We start from the raw sequence: 16,548 nt of genomic DNA, 5'->3' as shown, positions 1-16,548 counted from the left end.
TTTTTTATTTTATGGCAACTTCTGCCACTGTTTTGGTAGAATCTGTAACAGTAGAATCTTTAATTGTTTCGGCTTTTGGTGCATTTTCATCGACCCAAATATCTCCTTCGGCAGGTTTTGCATCCGGTGGATTTGTTCCTTGAAGTGATAAAACATAACTGGCTACTTTTTGCAAATCAGACGGTTTTATGGTTGCTTTCCACGACACCATACCTTTACCTTCGCGACCACCTTCCATTAATGTATTGAAGACGTTTTTAATACCTCCGCCTAAAATCCAGTGTTCATCTGTAAGATTTGGTCCGATAGAACCTCCTCCATCTGGTTTGTGACATGCAACACAATTTGTTTCATATAATTTTTTACCTTCTGCTAATGCAGTTGCATCTGTTAATAAAGTAACTTTATCCTTATCCATTAAATCAGGAGCAGTTAATTTATACTTTTCAACCTCTGCTTTTGCGATAGCCATTTCGGTTTCAAATTCCGTAGCTTGGTCATAATCATTGTATATGTGGAATCTCACCAAATAAATAATGGCAAAAATGATAGTTAAATAGAACAAATTCACCCACCAAGGAGGCAATACATTGTCTAATTCTTTGATGCCGTCATAATCGTGGTCCAGCAAAATATCGTGCTCTTCTTCGATTTCTTTAGAACGAGTTAATTTTTTTGACAAACTTTGATAAAAAGCACTTTCCGTGAAAGGTAATGATTGTGCTTCCTCCAATTGTTTTTTCTGTTCTTCAGAGAGCATGTGGTAGGTTACTTTATCTACGGCACTTACTACAATTTCGATGGCGACCAATAAGAAAAGGAAAACTCCTAAAAATAAGGCAACCATTGGGTATTCGATAAAAGCCGGTTTGTCTCCTGAGTCTATAAAATATTCCATAGCACCCATTACAAGGGCAAAAATCAATGGAACTCTGACGTATGATGGAATTAATTTTTTCATTTTTTACGTTTAATAGGTTTTACTAATTATCTTCTTTTAAAGGTATATCACCTAGTTCATTGATTGTTTCTTTGCTATAGGAAAATACCCACACTAAAAGCAATACAAAGAATCCAAAGAAAATGCTCAATGAGATGATAGGATATATTTCAATTCCTACGATCGTATCCATGTGGTGTTTGATAAACTTTAGCATGACTATTTATTTTGAACAGTTTCTTTTACTTTAATATCAGTTCCTAAACGTTGCAGATAGGCAATTAACGCTGTAATTTCTCTGTCTTTCATCGGAACAAATTCTTCGCCACGAGTTGCTGCATTCTTTTTGCTTTCTTCATACGATTTTACAAAATCAGGATCGGCATAAAGATTTTTTTCAATTTGAGCACCTTGTTCGTCGATAGATTTTCTGGCATTTTTAATGTCTTCTTCTGTATAAGGAACACCTAACGTTACCATCACTTCCATTTTTTTCTCAATTAATGAATAATCCATTGGATCATTGTCATACAACCATTTGTAGCCTGGCATAATTGAACCAGGAGATGTACTTTGAGGATCCCACATGTGGTTGAAATGCCAGTTGTCATTGTATTTGGCTCCAACTCTATGTAAATCCGGACCTGTACGTTTAGAACCCCATAAGAATGGGTGATCATATACATATTCTCCTCCTTTTGAATATTCACCATAACGTTCTACTTCTGAACGGAAAGGTCTAATCATTTGCGAGTGACATCCTACACAACCTTCACGGATGTATAAATCACGTCCTTCCAATTCCATTGGTGTATATGGTTTTACAGAAGCGATAGTTGGTATGTTAGATTTCACTACTATGGTTGGAATAATTTGAATTATACCTCCAATTAAAATAGCTACTAGCGATAAAACTGTAAATTGGATTGGTCTTCTTTCTAACCAAGAATGCCATTTTTCGCCTTTCATTCTTCTTGAAGAAATTACGGCTAAGGCTGGTGCTTCGGCTAATTCATCTTCTACTTTTGAACCGGCAGCAACTGTTTTGATTACGTTATATACTAAAACTAGTAAACCTGCAACATATAATGTTCCTCCGATGGCACGCATCCAATACATTGGCATAATTTGCGTAACTGTTTCAAGGAAATTACCATATACTAAAGTTCCGTCTGGATTGAATTGTTTCCACATAGAAGCTTGTGTAAATCCTGCAACATAAAGTGGCAATGCATATAATATGATTCCCAATGTTCCGATCCAAAAATGGAAATTGGCTAATTTTTCAGAATATAATTTGGTTTTGGTCATTCGTGGTATTAACCAATAAATCATACCAAAAGTCATAAATCCGTTCCAAGCCAAAGCTCCAACGTGTACGTGAGCAATAATCCAATCTGTAAAGTGAGCAATAGCGTTAACGTTTTTAAGCGAAAGCATTGGTCCTTCAAACGTTGCCATACCATAACCGGTGATTGCAACAACGAAGAATTTTAACACTGCATCGGTTCTAACTTTATCCCAAACACCTCTTAATGTAAGAAGTCCGTTGATCATACCACCCCAAGATGGAGCAATCAACATCACAGAGAAAACAACTCCTAAGTTTTGAGCCCAATCCGGTAAAGCTGTGTATAATAAATGGTGAGGTCCGGCCCAGATATAAATGAAAATCAACGACCAAAAGTGAATGATAGATAATCGGTAAGAATAAACCGGACGATTAGCCACTTTTGGAACAAAATAATACATCAATCCTAAAAATGGTGTTGTCAGGAAGAAGGCAACGGCATTGTGTCCGTACCACCATTGCACCAAAGCATCTTGAACCCCGGCATAAACCGAATAACTTTTTAAACCAGAAACCGGTAATTCTAAACTATTAAAAATATGAAGAATAGCAACGGTAACAAATGTGGCGATATAAAACCAAATTGCTACATAAATATGACGTTCTCTACGTTTCAGAATTGTCATAATCATGTTAATACCAAATACCACCCAAATTAAAGCAATGGCAATATCAATTGGCCATTCTAATTCGGCATATTCTTTAGAAGTTGAATAACCTAATGGTAAAGTAATTGCTGCAGCAACAATGATTAATTGCCATCCCCAGAAATTAAGATTACTAAGTAAATCACTGTACATTCTGGTTTTTAGCAATCGTTGCATCGAATAGTAAACACCTGCAAAAATGGCATTTCCAACGAAGGCAAAGATTACTGCGTTGGTATGTAAAGGTCTTAATCTACCAAAACTAAGGAACGAAATTCCATCGGTTAAATTGGGAAATAAAAACATGATGGCCAATAAGAGGCCTACTAACATTCCGACTACACCAAAGACGATACATGCGTAGAGGAACTTCTTTACAATTTTGTTGTCGTAATAAAATTGTTGCATCTCCATAATTATACTTGTTTTTCTTTAATTGTTTGTATTGGTTTTTTGTTTGTTGAGATTTTGAGTTCATCGTCAAAAAGCATTCTGACGGATGGAGTGTAATCATCATCGTATTGACCGTTTTTTACTGCTCTAATAAATGCATACAGAAAAAAAATAGCCACGATGATACTAATGGTGATTAAAATGTAAATGACGCCCATACCTTAAATTTATGTTAACAAAATTAGACTTACTCGATTTTATAAAATATGATAATTGTCATGCAGTATTATTTTTTGTTGCGGGTTGAAAGTTGCGGGTTACGGGTTGCGAGTTTCGTGCATAAACATTTGTCATAATCGTTACAAAACTTACTATAGTAATGGTGCTCAATGGCATAATAATAGCTGCCACTAAAGGCGATAAATTACCAGAAACTGCATAAGTCAATCCAACAATATTATAGGCTAAAGAAAGTGCAAAACTCATATAAATTGTTTTCATGGCATTTTTGGAATACTGCATAAAAAAGCCAATTTTTTGAAACTGAGAAGCATCCAAAATTCCGTCACAAGCGGGCGAAAAAACATTAACATTTTCGGAAATAGAAATCCCGATGTTACTTTGTGCTAAAGCTCCGGCATCGTTTAAACCATCACCAATCATCATGACATTTTTGCCTTGTTTTTGAAGTTCTTCAATATATTCCAGTTTTTGTTCCGGCTTTTGATTAAAAACCAATTTTGTAGTGGATGGAAGCATTTTCTCCAATATTTTTCGTTCACCATCATTATCACCGGATAAAATAATAAGGTTGTACTTTTTTGATAATTGAAGAAATAACTGCTCTAAACCTTCTCGGTATTGGTTATTAAACACATAGCTTCCTTTATAAATCCCATTTATTTCAACATGTACTTTGGTTTTTTTATGCGTGTTTTCGCTCATATGTTCCAAAAATTGAGAAGAACCTAGTTTTATAGTTCCTTCTTCAAAAGTTGCATTGATTCCTTTACCAATTACTTCTTCAAAATGTGTTGGAGTAAGTTTAATTTGTTTGGGAATAAAATCATACAATCGTCTGCTTAAAGGATGATTGGAACCTCGAAGAGCATTGTTTAATAACTTTAAATCAAAATCAGTTAAAGGAGTTCCTTCATAAGTGATAGACGTTTTTTTATTGGTTGTAATTGTTCCTGTTTTATCAAAAACGATACTATCTACTTTGGCTAATTGTTCAATAACAATGGCATTTTTTAGATAGAATTTTCGTTTACCTAAAATTCGCAACACATTTCCCAACGTAAAAGGAGCGGTTAATGCCAATGCACACGGACAAGCTACAATCAAAATTGCTGTAAAAACATTAAAGGCTGTGTTGGTATCAATGAAAATCCAATACAAAAAAGAAATAATTGCTAAACCAAGCAAAGCCGGTGTGAAATATCGACTGATTTTATCTGTGATTGTTTTGTGTTTGATATCAATTTTCTTCTGAAAAACATCGTTACTCCACAATTGAGTAAGGTAACTTTGAGAAACCGAAAAAAGCACTTCCATTTCGATGACTTTGCCGACTTGTTTTCCGCCTGCGAAAATTTTGTCTCCTGATTTTTTTTCGATAGCAACCGCTTCTCCCGTTACAAAGCTGTAATCAATAGATGCTTTTTCGGAAATTAAAATGCCGTCAACCGGAATCAATTCTTGGTTTCTGATTAAAAGTCGATCCCCTTTTTGAATATCATATACTTGAACAGAAGTTTCTGAACCATCTGCTAAAATTTTGGTGATTGCAATCGGAAAATAAGATTTATAATCACGTTCAAAGGATAAAAAATCATACGTTTTCTTTTGAAATAATTTTCCCAAAAGCATAAAGAAAATCAGTCCGGTCATACTGTCAAAAAAGCCTTGGCCGTAATCAAATACGATGTCAACTGTGCTTCGGATAAACATCACCACAATCCCCAATGCAATCGGAATATCGATATTGAGCATTCCCGATTTGATGCTTTTGTATGCCGAAACATAATATCCGCTTGCCGAATAAAAAAAAGCCGGAAGCGAAATAGCAAAGATCAACCAACGGAAAAATCCACGGTATTCGTTGATCCAATATTCTTCTACTTCAAAATATTCAGGAAACGAGAGCAACATAATATTTCCAAAACAGAAAAAAGCAACTCCAATTTTATAAATCAAACTTCGGTCGATGACTTTTTTACCTTCATCAAAATTGTCTAAACTGATGTAGGGTTCATAACCAATGGAACAGAGAAGTTCAACTATTTTTTTGAGTGAAGTTTCTTCGGGATTGAATGTTATTCTAACTTTCTTCTCCGGAAAATTTACTTGCGAAGTAATTATTCCTGATTGAAGTTTCTGTAAATTTTCCAAAATCCAAATACACGAACTACAGTGTATATGAGGAATATAGAGTGAAACAATATGTGTTGTATCCTCTTGGAATTCGAGAAGTTTTGAAACAATATCTTCATTGTCTAAAAAATCATATTTACCTTTAATGTCAAGTGGTGTTGCACCCGGAGATGCTTGAAAATCATAATAACATGATAAATCATTTTGACTAAAAATTTCATAAACCGTCTTACAACCGTTGCAACAGAAACTTTTTTCGTCATAAATAATCTCTTCTTTTTTGTTGATTTCTAAACCACAATGGAAACAATTTCCAGTGTTCATAATTTGCTCATTTTACCTGTAACAAAGGTTGCAAAAGGATGAAAATTAAAATATGATATTTGTCATACTTTAATTATCTTTGTAAATACCAATAAATCTAAATAGTAATGAGCAAATGTGAACAATGTATTGTGAGGGAATTCAGTTCATTAAAAGCCCTAAACAAAGATGAGCTATTAAAAATGGCTAATTGTAAAACATCTTACACCATAAAAAAAGGTGAACCTATTTTTGAAGAAGGTGAATCTGTTAATGGTATATACTGCATTAAAGATGGTGTTTGTAAACTATCTAAGTTAAGTGCCAACGGAAAAGATCAAATTGTAAAATTGGTTAAACCCGGTGAACTTTTGGGTCAACGTTCGATGATTAGCGATGAGCCTGCGAATTTGAGTGCCGTAGCTTTGGAAGATATGGAGGTTTGTTTTATTCCTAAATCGGAAGTACTAGGGTTTTTCAACAATAACAACCAGTTTTCGATGAATATGATGAAAACTATTTGTGGCGATTTAAAAGACGCAGATGATCACATGGTTTCAATGGCTCAAAAAACAGTGAAAGAACGTTTAGCTGAAACTTTGCTCTATTTAGAAGACACCTTTGGCAAAAATGAAGATGGTTCACTTCACATTCAATTATCAAGAGAAGAATTAGCAGGAATGATTGGAACGGCAACTGAAAGTTGTATTCGATTACTTTCTGAATTTAACAAAACAGGTTTGATTGATATTACCGGAAAAAAAATAGTGATTTTAGATAAAAATAAATTAAAACGAATGGCGGAGTAATTTTTTGGATAAAGTATATTTTAAAACTGTTTTTTAAACAGTTTTTTTTATTTTTAACGGTACTTAGTTAATTAAAAATAATTTATGCACTCAGGAAGACAATACTCACTCAAAGAATTTTTATTTTGGACAAGAAGAGACATTTATGTTCTCTTATTTTTAGCCATTATCCCTACCCTACTATTTCAGTTATTTGAATGTAAATGGATGTCTATTCCATGGGTTCCGATTGCATTAGTCGGGACAGCCGCAGCCTTTATAATTGGTTTTAAAAATACGCAAACCTATAATCGTTTATGGGAAGCTCGTCAAATTTGGGGAGCGATTGTCAACTCGAGTCGGTCTTGGGGAATAATGACAAAAGATTTTGTTATAGCGGATAAAACTATTCACCAGGAATTAATTTATCGTCATTGTGCTTGGTTGACTGCTTTGCGTTATCAATTGAGAGAACCCAGGAATTGGGAAAATATGACCAAAAGTTATAACGTTGAATACAGCCGTTTGTTTACTATTTTAGAAAAATCAATTCCGTTGGAGGAAGAATTAAAAAAATATTTATCCGAAGAAGAACAAAAGTACATCTTATCAAAAAAGAACAGAGCCACTCAGCTCATCGCCTTTCAATCTAAACGATTAGCCGAATTATATCAACAAGGAAAAATCGAAAATTTTCAATATGTTGAAATGGAAAAACGCTTAGCCGATTTATATGACCAACAAGGAAAATGTGAACGAATTAAAAACTTTCCTTATCCTCGGCAATTTGCCAGTATCAATTTATTCTTTATTTGGTTGTTTGTCATTTTGTTACCTTTTGGAATGTTGAACGAATTTCAAAAATTGGGAGAGCATTATGTGTGGTTAACTATTCCTTTTAGCATAGTGGTTTCGTGGGTTTTTGTATCGATGGAAAAAGTAGGCGAAAGTACCGAAAATCCATTTGAAGGAAGTGCAAACGATGTTCCAATTACTGCATTGAGTCGAACAATTGAAATCGATTTAAGAGATATGTTAGATGAAGAAAATCTTCCTTCGCCAATAACAGCAGAAAATAAAATTTTAATGTAAATCTAAAAAATATCAATTATGGAAATTGAAAAAGTATTTAAAAACAACGAAAAGTGGATCGCTGAAAAACTATCAGTTGATGCCAATTATTTTGAAAATTTATCAAAAGGGCAAAGTCCTGAAATTCTCTACATCGGTTGTTCCGACAGTCGTGTAACAGCCGAGGATTTAATGGGTGTGCAACCCGGAGAAGTTTTCGTTCACAGAAACATAGCCAATATGGTGATTAGCATTGATTTAAACGTAATGTCGGTTATGAATTATGCCGTGGATCATTTAAAAGTTAACCACGTGGTGGTTTGCGGACATTATTTTTGTGGCGGTGTAAAAGCAGCTATGCAAGCACAAGATTTAGGAATTTTAAATCCGTGGTTACGTAACATTCGCGATGTGTATCGACTTCATAAAAAAGAATTGAATGCTATTACTGATGAAAACGCACGATACAATCGTTTGGTTGAACTCAATGTGCAGGAACAATGTGTCAATTTAATTAAAACTGCCGCCGTTCAAAAAGCGTATCGCGAAAGAAATTTACAAGTTCACGGATGGGTTTTTGACATTCATTCCGGAAAATTGATTGATTTAAAAATTAATTTTAAAGAAGTTTTAAAAGATATTATGGAGATTTATAATTTGGGAGAGTAAATTTTCTCCTAACTGAAAAAAATCAAGTTCGATTAGATTTAATTCTTAATTGAACTTGATTTTTTTTATTTCTGAAAACTATATTCCTTTTCAACTAAACAAATTCGAACAATATAATTTTCATACCATTTTGAAATTCCTTTTTGTTGAGCATCCAAATGATCTAAATTTTGTTTCCATTGTTTGATGGATTCCAATGATTGCCAATAGGAAACGGTAATTCCTATGTCATTTCTAGCCGATTCTACGGCAAGAAAACCTTCTTGCTTTTTGGCTAATTCAACCATTTTTGTTCCCATTTCGTTATAATCATCATCCACCTCAGTTCTGGTCGATGTAAAAATAACTGCATAATAAGGTAAATTCATTTCTATAAAATTAAGTTCTATTTAGGAAGTTTTTTTGCTTCTTCCCAAAACACATCCATCTCAGCCAATGTCATATCTGATAAAGGTTTTCCTAATTCACCTGCTTTGCTTTCTAAATACATAAATCGTTTCATGAATTTTTTGTTTGTTCGCTCCAAAGCATCTTCAGGATTAATTTTTAAAAACCGTGCATAATTAATCATCGAAAACAAAACATCGCCAAATTCGGCTTCCATCTTCTCAAAATTTCCTGATTTTACTTCTTCCTGAAATTCTGAAATTTCTTCCTGAACTTTATCCCAAACTTGATGTGGTTCTTCCCAATCAAAACCAACGCCTTTCACTTTATCTTGAATTCGACTTGCTTTAACAAGTGCTGGCAAGCTTTTCGGCACACCTTCCAAAACTGATTTTTTACCTTCTTTGAGTTTTAGTTTTTCCCAATTTTGCTTCACTTCTTCTTCATTGGCAACAACTACATCACCATAAATATGTGGATGACGATCAATCAATTTATCACAAATACTGTTCGCTACATCAGCAATATCAAAATCATTTGTTTCGCTGCCGATTTTTGCATAAAAAACAATATGCAGCAACAAATCGCCCAATTCTTTTTTGATTTCCTGCAAATCATTGTCCAAAATGGCATCGCCTAATTCGTAGGTTTCTTCGATGGTAAGATGGCGTAAACTTTCTAAGGTTTGCTTTTTATCCCACGGACATTTTTCACGCAAATCGTCCATAATATCCAATAAGCGACCAAAGGCTTCCAGTTGTTTTGCTCTTGTATTCATTTGATTTTGATTTCTGTAAAAATAAAAAATCCTACTCGAAAGCAGGATTTAATTATGATTTAATTTTTTATAAAATTATTCAGCCGGTTTTTCAGCTTCTTTCAATTCCTTTGATAATGCTTCAACCGAAACTAATCCTTTTGGTTGCAACATATTGTACCAATTAATGATTTTTTTAATATCCGAAGGATACACTCTGTCTTCATCAAATTCAGGCAAAACTTCTCTGAAATAAGTCGTTAAAATACTGTTATCGTCTTTATGAGAAATAGTAGTTGGTCCGTCATTTTCCTTTGTAGCAATGGCTTTAAAAACTTCGGCTAACTTAATTTCTTCGTTGTAGGTGTAAACGGCAATTTCAGAAAGTAAACTCACATTGCTTCGCATTCCAACAGTGATTTTTTTTCCGTCTAAAAAACTTTCTGCAACAAATCCTGTTCTGGTTTGAATTTTTAATTCGAATAATCCCGGTTTTCCCGAAATGGCTAATATTTTTTGTAAACTCATATTGTGTAATATATTAAACTTTTAAAACCTCACCCCTAGCCCCTCTCCAAGGGAGAGGGGAAAGTTTCAAGGTAATTATCTTCCTTTCTTGTTGAAAAACTTCATTCTATAATCAGGAAAAATTTTTCCGTCGATGATGTTTTGCAATCTTTTTTTAATTAACGTTTTTTTGAGTGATGATATTTTATCGGTAAACAAAATGCCTTCAATATGATCATATTCATGCTGAATAACTCTGGCGATTAGACCATCGTAAACATCGGAATGTTTAACGAAATTTTCATCAACATATTCAATTGTAATTCGCTCTTTTCTGAAAACGTCTTCACGTACTTCGGGAATGCTCAAACAACCTTCGTTGAATCCCCATTCATTGCCTTCTTCTTTTACAATTTTAGCGTTGATGAATGTTTTTTTAAATGATTTTAATTGCTCTGTTTCTTCTGTTGATAAATCATCGCTTTCGGCAAATGGAGCGGTATCAACAATGAATAAACGAATGGCTAAACCAATTTGAGGAGCCGCCAAACCAACGCCATATGCATTGTACATTGTGTCATACATATTTGCAATAAGTTCCGATAAATTGGGATATTCCGGTGAAATTTCTGCACCTACTTTTCGTAAAACCGGATCACCATATCCAACAATTGGTAAAATCATAAGAGCAATTTTAGTGAATTAGAATTTAAAAATTTTGATTAAATTCGGATGCAAAAGTAATAAAAAGAATCTTGATTTTTGCTTTAATTCAGGTAGGTTTTCTGTTAAATCATTTTTCTGGTCAAATAATCCTGTAACAAAATGGTTGCGGCAATTTCATCCACTAAACCTTTATTTTGGCGTTGTTTTTTACTTAAACCGCTGTCTATCATCGTTTGAAAAGCCATTTTGGATGTAAAACGTTCATCCACACGAACGACTTTCATCTCTGGAAATTCAGTTGAAAAGGTCGTCACAAATTTTTCAATAATTGGTGTGCTTTCTGATGGTAAACCGTTCATTTGTTTGGGTTCGCCAATTAAAACAGTAGAAACATTTTCTTTTGAAAAATAGTCTTTCAAAAAAGAAATGATTGTTTCGGATGGAATGGTTGTTAGTCCGGATGCAATGATTTGCAATTCATCGGTAACTGCAATTCCGGTTCGTTTGATTCCATAATCTATGGCGAGGATTCTTGGCATTTTATAAAGATTCTTTGTATTTAATAAAACCAAAAATGGTTACTATTTTATTTTCTGTGTCAATGAAATAAACACAAACATAGCCTTTGAAAACGTAATCTCTGATAATTTCATTATCAAAATGTATGGATTTTTTAAAATGAAATGGTCTTTTTAAGTCTTTGCGGAGATTTTTAACCAAATCAGATTTAAACTTTCTTGCAGCTTTTGGTTTATCTTTTGCAATATATTCAACTTGTTCGTTTAATGCCAATAAAAAATCCTTTTCAAATCTAATCTTCATATTTAGAAATCGTTTTTTCTAAATAATTATCAAGTTCATCAAGTGAATAATACTCGGCAGTTCCATTTGCCATTTTTTCTAAAGTGGCCTCAAGTTTTTTCTTATCGTTTATAAATGATGCATCTTCTGTGATTATTTTATAATCGTTTGAAGAAAAATTATTTAAAAACTCTACTATTTTAGTTTTGATACTTGGTTCGCAATCAATTCTTATCGTTTCCATAACAAATACTTTTTACAAATATACATGATTATTTCATCGCTTCAAACCTCGCTAACGGAGCCATTCTTGCTCTATTGAATGATAAACTATTTCCGTTTATACTGTAATTATCAACTTTTTCAAGCATTTCTGCAAATTCTTGTTCAGTTGTCATATCCGGACAAGCCATCATAGTGGAAGCTCCTTTGGTGAATTTGATTAGTGACTTTTCATCTTTCAACTCAAATCCGCCCATCATATTATTACAACCGGCAAAAGCGGAATATCTACTTTCATTGTTCAGTTGAATAAACATTTCCTTTTTGTGATCATTATTATTTATAACAGGTTTACCATTAAGTTCAACTAATCTCCATTTATTTTTAATCAAAGAAGTGTTTTCAAGACTCTTAGGGTGATATGAAACATCTTTTATCAATATTGGTGCTGGTGGCGGAGGTGGAGGTAACACTTTTACATTTGATTTCTTTTGCAACACATACTTCTCAGCCAAATCACCTTCAATTTTATTTCCATCCATATCCAATTGTTTTAGATAATTTTCTCCCACAAAATAACGATTTGGAGCATTTTCAATACCTTCTAAAATAATAGTATTTCCTTCATTGTTCCAAACATATGAACCTCTAAATTCAGACTTAGTTTTACTCTTTTTACCCAAATAGTTGGTGAATAATACATAGTTGTTTTCATCAATCCATAAAGTAGTTTCAATTCCCTCGCAATCAGCACATGGTAAAATACCTTGATACATTCCCATATAATCTAAAGAATTCTTTGCATTATGATCATCATTAACAACAACTTCAGTTGAATCTACAACCGTTGTATCGGTTGTTTCATTTTTATCCTTTTTAGCACAGCTCACTACTAAAAAAAATAGAGTCATTAGAGTAATTACTTTTATTTTCATATTTTGCTACTTTTAGGTTTATCACAAATTTACTGCTTTTTGTTTTCAAAAAATTTAAAGTTTACAAAAATCAAACCATTTTTTGTGGTTAAAAGATTTTATCTTTGTTTCAAATTAAAATAACCATGAACGAATTACAATCTATCATAGAAAAAGCTTGGGAAAACAGAGCTTTATTGCAAGAAGAAACTACAATTTCAGCCATTAGAAATGTTATTGAATTATTAGATAACGGAAAACTTCGCGTTGCCCAACCAACAACTGATGGTTGGCAAGTGAATGAATGGGTTAAGAAAGCCGTAGTGATGTATTTCCCAATTCAAAAAATGGAAACGTGGGAAGCCGGTATATTTGAATACCACGACAAAATGCTTTTAAAACGTGATTATGCTGCAAAAGGCATTCGTGTTGTTCCTCCAGCTGTGGCTCGATATGGTTCATATATTTCCAAAGGTGTGATTATGATGCCGAGTTATGTGAATATCGGTGCGTATGTTGATGAAGGAACAATGGTGGATACTTGGGCAACCGTGGGCAGTTGTGCTCAAATTGGAAAAGACGTTCACTTGAGTGGCGGAGTTGGCATTGGTGGCGTTTTAGAACCGCTTCAAGCTGCACCGGTTATCATTGAAGATGGAGCTTTTATCGGTTCAAGATGTATTGTTGTAGAAGGAATTCGAGTAGAAAAAGAAGCCGTTTTAGGTGCGAATGTTGTTTTAACCGGTTCAACTAAAATTATTGACGTAACAGGCGAAAGTCCAGTTGAATATAAAGGATTTGTTCCTGCTCGTTCAGTGGTAATTCCGGGAACTTATACGAAAAAATTTCCAGCAGGAGAATTTCAAGTTCCGTGTGCGTTGATTATTGGTCAGCGTAAACCATCCACAGATTTGAAAACGAGTTTGAACGATGCGTTAAGAGAATATAATGTGGCGGTTTAGTTTTTTTGCAACTTAATCAACTTTGCATACTTTGCATATGAAAAAAAACCTTGAATTAAAGAAATAGTTAGACCATCTAAACCGTTCAGAAATCCTTTTTTGAGAAAATAACATCTTAAAAATGCAATTGAACCGTTTAGAACTGGTTTAAAAGCGTTGATTCTTTTTCCTTGGTCATAAAGTTGTTGAGCATGCCACGTTGAATATTGATTTTTCTTAGCAATTATTTGGTCTAAAGAAGCCCAGCCATAATGAAGAATGTGAACTGAAACCTTTTTTTCGTTTTGCGTAATGATTTTTTGATGCACTTTTGAATCAGACGGTCTGGCAGTTTGCTTATTAAAAAATCTAACTTTATGATCGGGATACCATCCTGCAAAATCAATTAATTTATCTGCAAGATAATTTTTAACTCTAAAGCTAAAAGCATCGTAATTTCCAATTAAATACTTTTCTTTTACAATAAATTCTTCAGCATCTTTGTCTAAAAACTCATCGGCATCCAAATTCAAAATCCAATCATTTTTGCAGTAAGGCAAACCATGAGATCGCTGCGGACCATCACCTAAAAAAGCTTGTGAAATAACGATCGCTCCTTTCTCTTTAGCAATTTCAACCGTTCTATCTTTACTTAATGAGTCAACAATAATCACTTCGTCACACACTTTAAACAATGCATCGATGCACTTGCCAATCATTTTTTCCTCATTAAAAGTTATAACCAAACCACTTATTGCCATTTTCTAAAAATCATTAATTTGAAAACAAAAGTATAACATTTAGCATTATTTTATTCAAAAAGTGTGAATCAAAGAAACCGTTCTACAAATAGTTTGTATTTTAGCAACCGGATAAAACCTTAAATAAATATGAAAATTTTAGTGATTCAACAAAAGAGAATTGGCGATGTTTTAACGAGCACTATTCTTTGTAACAATCTGAAAAACAAATATCCGGATGCTAAAATTGATTACATGTGTTATCCAAATTGCATTGATGTTTTGCTTGAAAATCCATCGATTAATGAAATCATAGTTTTAACTAATACGGTTAGAAAATCGTATCCAAAATTATTCAAATTCATTTTTGAAATCAGAAAGAAAAAATATGATGTGGTTATTGATGCTTACAGCAAATTAGAAACCAATTTAATTACTTTCTTTTCAGGAGCAAAGTATAAAATTTCTTATGATAAAGGCTATTCGTCTTTTTTTTACAATCACAATATCAAGCGATTTAAAAACGGGACAAAATCGGAATTAGGTTTAGCAATTGATAATAGACTTTTGCTTTTAAAACCATTAATTTCTGAACCTATTACAGATTATAAACCAAAAATTTTTCTTCGAAAAGAAGAGATTGAAGCGGCAGAACAATTACTTCAAAAACATGAAATCATTTACGGTCAAAAGCCTTTAATTATGTTTGGAATTTTGGGAAGCGAATGGTATAAAACCTATCCGATTGAAAAAATGGCTAAAATTATTGATTTTACGGTTGAAAAACTCGATGCAGATATTGTCTTTAATTATATTCCTTCTCAGTTGGAAGAGGCACAAAAAGTATATGATTTTTGTGATGAAAAAACAAAAAATAACATTCATTTTGATTTGTATAGTGAAGGTTTACGACCTTTTTTGGCTTTACTTTCACGTTGTTCAATGTTAATTGGAAATGAAGGCGGAGCAGTAAATATGGCAAAAGCATTAAGTGTTCCTACTTTTTCTTTATTTTCTCCTTCGGTGGATAAAGAAACATGGCAAATTTTTGAAAATGAAAAAGAAAATGTATCAATTCACTTAAAAGATTTGAAACCGGAAATTTATGAAGAGCATGATGAAAAATACATCAAAGAGCACACTTTTAAGTATTTCGATGAATATCCGTTAGAGTTAATTTTAGAAAAATTGAATGATTTTTTCAACGAATTAAATGTCAAAAAAGCTTAAAGCGAATCAATTCCTTCTTCAATTTTAATCACTTTGTGCTTTTTATTATATGCTCTAATAGCGTTATTTGTATTCCATATTTCGGGGGAAGAATAACCTCTTTTGTGATCTAAATGCAAGCAAATAGCACTGTATCTAATTTGTTTAGACAACAATCCTAAATTAAACAATCGCTCACCTAATTCTCTGTCTAAACCGCCATATTTCATTTGGTGATTAAATCCGTTTACGGCTAGAATATCCTTTTTAAATCCGGAAGAATTGTGTCCGTTCCAGGAGCGTTTTGTTGGTGTAAGCCAATTCATAAATCCTGCAAAAAGCCTACTGTGTGTGAGTTTTGTGAGCTTAAAACTCACTTTGAGTCCATGTTTTTTAAGCCAAGCAATTTGAAAACAGTTTTGATTGAGAATATCTTCTGCTGAAATTGCCTCAGAAATAAACATTGGAAGTTTAAAATATCCACCGGACAAAAAATAGCCTTCTTCTTTATTATTTAGATGGACTTCTACAAAATCTTTTCTAGGAATACAATCTCCATCTGTAAACAAAAGATAATCTGAGGATGATTTAAGTATGGCTCGATTTAAAATTTTTGATTTTTGAAAACCATCATCTTCATGCCAAACATGAACAATTGGATGTTTAAATTTTGATGAAAAGCTATCAATTATGTCTTTTGTTTTTGAAGTAGAACCATCATCGGCAATAACAATTTCAAAATCATCTACAGATTGAACGCTAAATCCAATTAAGACTTTTCGCAACCATTCCTCTGCATTGTATGTGGTGATAATTATTGAAACTTTCATCAACTCTTTAAAAGAATGGAAATTTAGTGGTTTTTT

20 protein-coding genes are annotated in these 16,548 nt (G+C 33.1%); 5 read left to right on the top strand and 15 right to left on the bottom strand.

Annotated features, from left to right (window positions below; translation table 11 throughout):
* Positions 1 to 4: 4 nt before the first annotated feature.
* From M0M57_RS12515 to M0M57_RS12495, 5 genes are read right to left on the bottom strand one after another with little or no spacing between them, the layout of a single operon-like run.
* Positions 5 to 961, bottom strand: coding sequence for a cbb3-type cytochrome c oxidase N-terminal domain-containing protein (locus M0M57_RS12515; protein WP_248433366.1), 957 nt, complete (start codon positions 959 to 961; stop codon positions 5 to 7).
* Positions 962 to 983: 22 nt separating this feature from the next.
* Positions 984 to 1,157: a CcoQ/FixQ family Cbb3-type cytochrome c oxidase assembly chaperone gene (locus tag M0M57_RS12510; protein ID WP_248433365.1), complete on the bottom strand. Its 174-nt coding sequence runs from the start codon at positions 1,155 to 1,157 to the stop codon at positions 984 to 986.
* 2 nt (positions 1,158 to 1,159) lie between these two features.
* Entirely contained in the window at positions 1,160 to 3,352 is a 2,193-nt protein-coding gene (ccoN, locus tag M0M57_RS12505) for a cytochrome-c oxidase, cbb3-type subunit I (RefSeq protein ID WP_248433364.1), read from the bottom strand.
* Between the two features lie 2 nt (positions 3,353 to 3,354).
* The gene (gene ccoS, locus M0M57_RS12500) at positions 3,355 to 3,549 is read right to left on the bottom strand and encodes a cbb3-type cytochrome oxidase assembly protein CcoS (RefSeq protein ID WP_248433363.1); all 195 of its coding nucleotides are present in this window, start codon (positions 3,547 to 3,549) and stop codon (positions 3,355 to 3,357) included.
* Positions 3,550 to 3,607: 58 nt separating this feature from the next.
* Positions 3,608 to 6,031 (bottom strand): heavy metal translocating P-type ATPase, encoded by a 2,424-nt coding sequence (locus M0M57_RS12495; RefSeq protein WP_248433362.1) that lies wholly within the window; start codon positions 6,029 to 6,031, stop codon positions 3,608 to 3,610.
* A gap of 107 nt (positions 6,032 to 6,138) precedes the next feature.
* On the opposite strand from M0M57_RS12495, the gene M0M57_RS12490 reads away from it, so the two are divergent.
* The 3 genes from M0M57_RS12490 to M0M57_RS12480 all read left to right on the top strand — a co-directional run bounded on the left by M0M57_RS12490 (position 6,139) and on the right by M0M57_RS12480 (position 8,538).
* Positions 6,139 to 6,819 carry a Crp/Fnr family transcriptional regulator gene (locus M0M57_RS12490; protein WP_248433361.1) on the top strand — a complete coding sequence of 227 codons (681 nt, stop codon included), beginning with the start codon at positions 6,139 to 6,141 and terminating at the stop codon, positions 6,817 to 6,819.
* Between the two features lie 84 nt (positions 6,820 to 6,903).
* Positions 6,904 to 7,890: a bestrophin family protein gene (locus M0M57_RS12485; protein WP_248433360.1), complete on the top strand. Its 987-nt coding sequence runs from the start codon at positions 6,904 to 6,906 to the stop codon at positions 7,888 to 7,890.
* Positions 7,891 to 7,908: 18 nt separating this feature from the next.
* On the top strand, positions 7,909 to 8,538 hold the full coding sequence (locus tag M0M57_RS12480; protein WP_248433359.1) for a carbonic anhydrase: 630 nt from the start codon (positions 7,909 to 7,911) through the stop codon (positions 8,536 to 8,538).
* 65 nt (positions 8,539 to 8,603) lie between these two features.
* Here the strand turns inward: M0M57_RS12480 and M0M57_RS12475 are convergent, their stop codons facing one another.
* The 8 genes from M0M57_RS12475 to M0M57_RS12440 form a co-directional block, all read right to left on the bottom strand.
* Positions 8,604 to 8,906, bottom strand: coding sequence for an antibiotic biosynthesis monooxygenase family protein (locus M0M57_RS12475; RefSeq protein WP_248433358.1), 303 nt, complete (start codon positions 8,904 to 8,906; stop codon positions 8,604 to 8,606).
* Between the two features lie 17 nt (positions 8,907 to 8,923).
* On the bottom strand, positions 8,924 to 9,703 hold the full coding sequence (gene mazG, locus M0M57_RS12470) for a nucleoside triphosphate pyrophosphohydrolase (RefSeq protein WP_248433357.1): 780 nt from the start codon (positions 9,701 to 9,703) through the stop codon (positions 8,924 to 8,926).
* 75 nt (positions 9,704 to 9,778) lie between these two features.
* Positions 9,779 to 10,210, bottom strand: coding sequence for a DUF5606 family protein (locus M0M57_RS12465; RefSeq protein ID WP_248433356.1), 432 nt, complete (start codon positions 10,208 to 10,210; stop codon positions 9,779 to 9,781).
* Between the two features lie 75 nt (positions 10,211 to 10,285).
* A complete protein-coding gene (def, locus tag M0M57_RS12460; RefSeq protein ID WP_248433355.1) occupies positions 10,286 to 10,873 on the bottom strand; it encodes a peptide deformylase in 588 nt (195 codons plus the stop codon).
* Between the two features lie 104 nt (positions 10,874 to 10,977).
* The gene (gene ruvX, locus M0M57_RS12455; RefSeq protein ID WP_248433354.1) at positions 10,978 to 11,394 is read right to left on the bottom strand and encodes a Holliday junction resolvase RuvX; all 417 of its coding nucleotides are present in this window, start codon (positions 11,392 to 11,394) and stop codon (positions 10,978 to 10,980) included.
* 1 nt (position 11,395) lies between these two features.
* Positions 11,396 to 11,677 carry a type II toxin-antitoxin system RelE/ParE family toxin gene (locus M0M57_RS12450; RefSeq protein ID WP_248433353.1) on the bottom strand — a complete coding sequence of 94 codons (282 nt, stop codon included), beginning with the start codon at positions 11,675 to 11,677 and terminating at the stop codon, positions 11,396 to 11,398.
* Positions 11,667 to 11,900: a hypothetical protein gene (locus M0M57_RS12445; protein ID WP_248433352.1), complete on the bottom strand. Its 234-nt coding sequence runs from the start codon at positions 11,898 to 11,900 to the stop codon at positions 11,667 to 11,669. Before M0M57_RS12445 ends, M0M57_RS12450 begins: the two co-directional genes overlap by 11 nt.
* Positions 11,901 to 11,928: 28 nt before the next feature.
* The gene (locus tag M0M57_RS12440) at positions 11,929 to 12,813 is read right to left on the bottom strand and encodes a copper resistance protein NlpE N-terminal domain-containing protein (protein ID WP_248433351.1); all 885 of its coding nucleotides are present in this window, start codon (positions 12,811 to 12,813) and stop codon (positions 11,929 to 11,931) included.
* Positions 12,814 to 12,938: 125 nt separating this feature from the next.
* Between M0M57_RS12440 and M0M57_RS12435 the strand changes: the two genes are divergently transcribed.
* Positions 12,939 to 13,754 carry a 2,3,4,5-tetrahydropyridine-2,6-dicarboxylate N-succinyltransferase gene (locus M0M57_RS12435; RefSeq protein ID WP_248433350.1) on the top strand — a complete coding sequence of 272 codons (816 nt, stop codon included), beginning with the start codon at positions 12,939 to 12,941 and terminating at the stop codon, positions 13,752 to 13,754.
* Here the strand turns inward: M0M57_RS12435 and M0M57_RS12430 are convergent.
* Positions 13,751 to 14,494, bottom strand: coding sequence for a glycosyltransferase family 2 protein (locus M0M57_RS12430; protein WP_248433349.1), 744 nt, complete (start codon positions 14,492 to 14,494; stop codon positions 13,751 to 13,753). The genes M0M57_RS12435 and M0M57_RS12430 overlap by 4 nt on opposite strands.
* A gap of 129 nt (positions 14,495 to 14,623) precedes the next feature.
* On the opposite strand from M0M57_RS12430, the gene M0M57_RS12425 reads away from it, so the two are divergent.
* Positions 14,624 to 15,703 carry a glycosyltransferase family 9 protein gene (locus M0M57_RS12425; protein ID WP_248433348.1) on the top strand — a complete coding sequence of 360 codons (1,080 nt, stop codon included), beginning with the start codon at positions 14,624 to 14,626 and terminating at the stop codon, positions 15,701 to 15,703.
* Here the strand turns inward: M0M57_RS12425 and M0M57_RS12420 are convergent.
* A complete protein-coding gene (locus M0M57_RS12420) occupies positions 15,700 to 16,512 on the bottom strand; it encodes a glycosyltransferase family 2 protein (RefSeq protein WP_248433347.1) in 813 nt (270 codons plus the stop codon). The two genes, M0M57_RS12425 and M0M57_RS12420, sit on opposite strands and share 4 nt — an antisense overlap.
* Positions 16,513 to 16,548 lie beyond the last annotated feature (36 nt).

Origin of the sequence: Flavobacterium azooxidireducens (genome assembly GCF_023195775.1) — a bacterium.
GTDB classification, from domain to species: Bacteria; Bacteroidota; Bacteroidia; order Flavobacteriales; family Flavobacteriaceae; genus Flavobacterium; species Flavobacterium azooxidireducens.
This window is presented reverse-complemented; position numbering and strand designations above follow the sequence as displayed.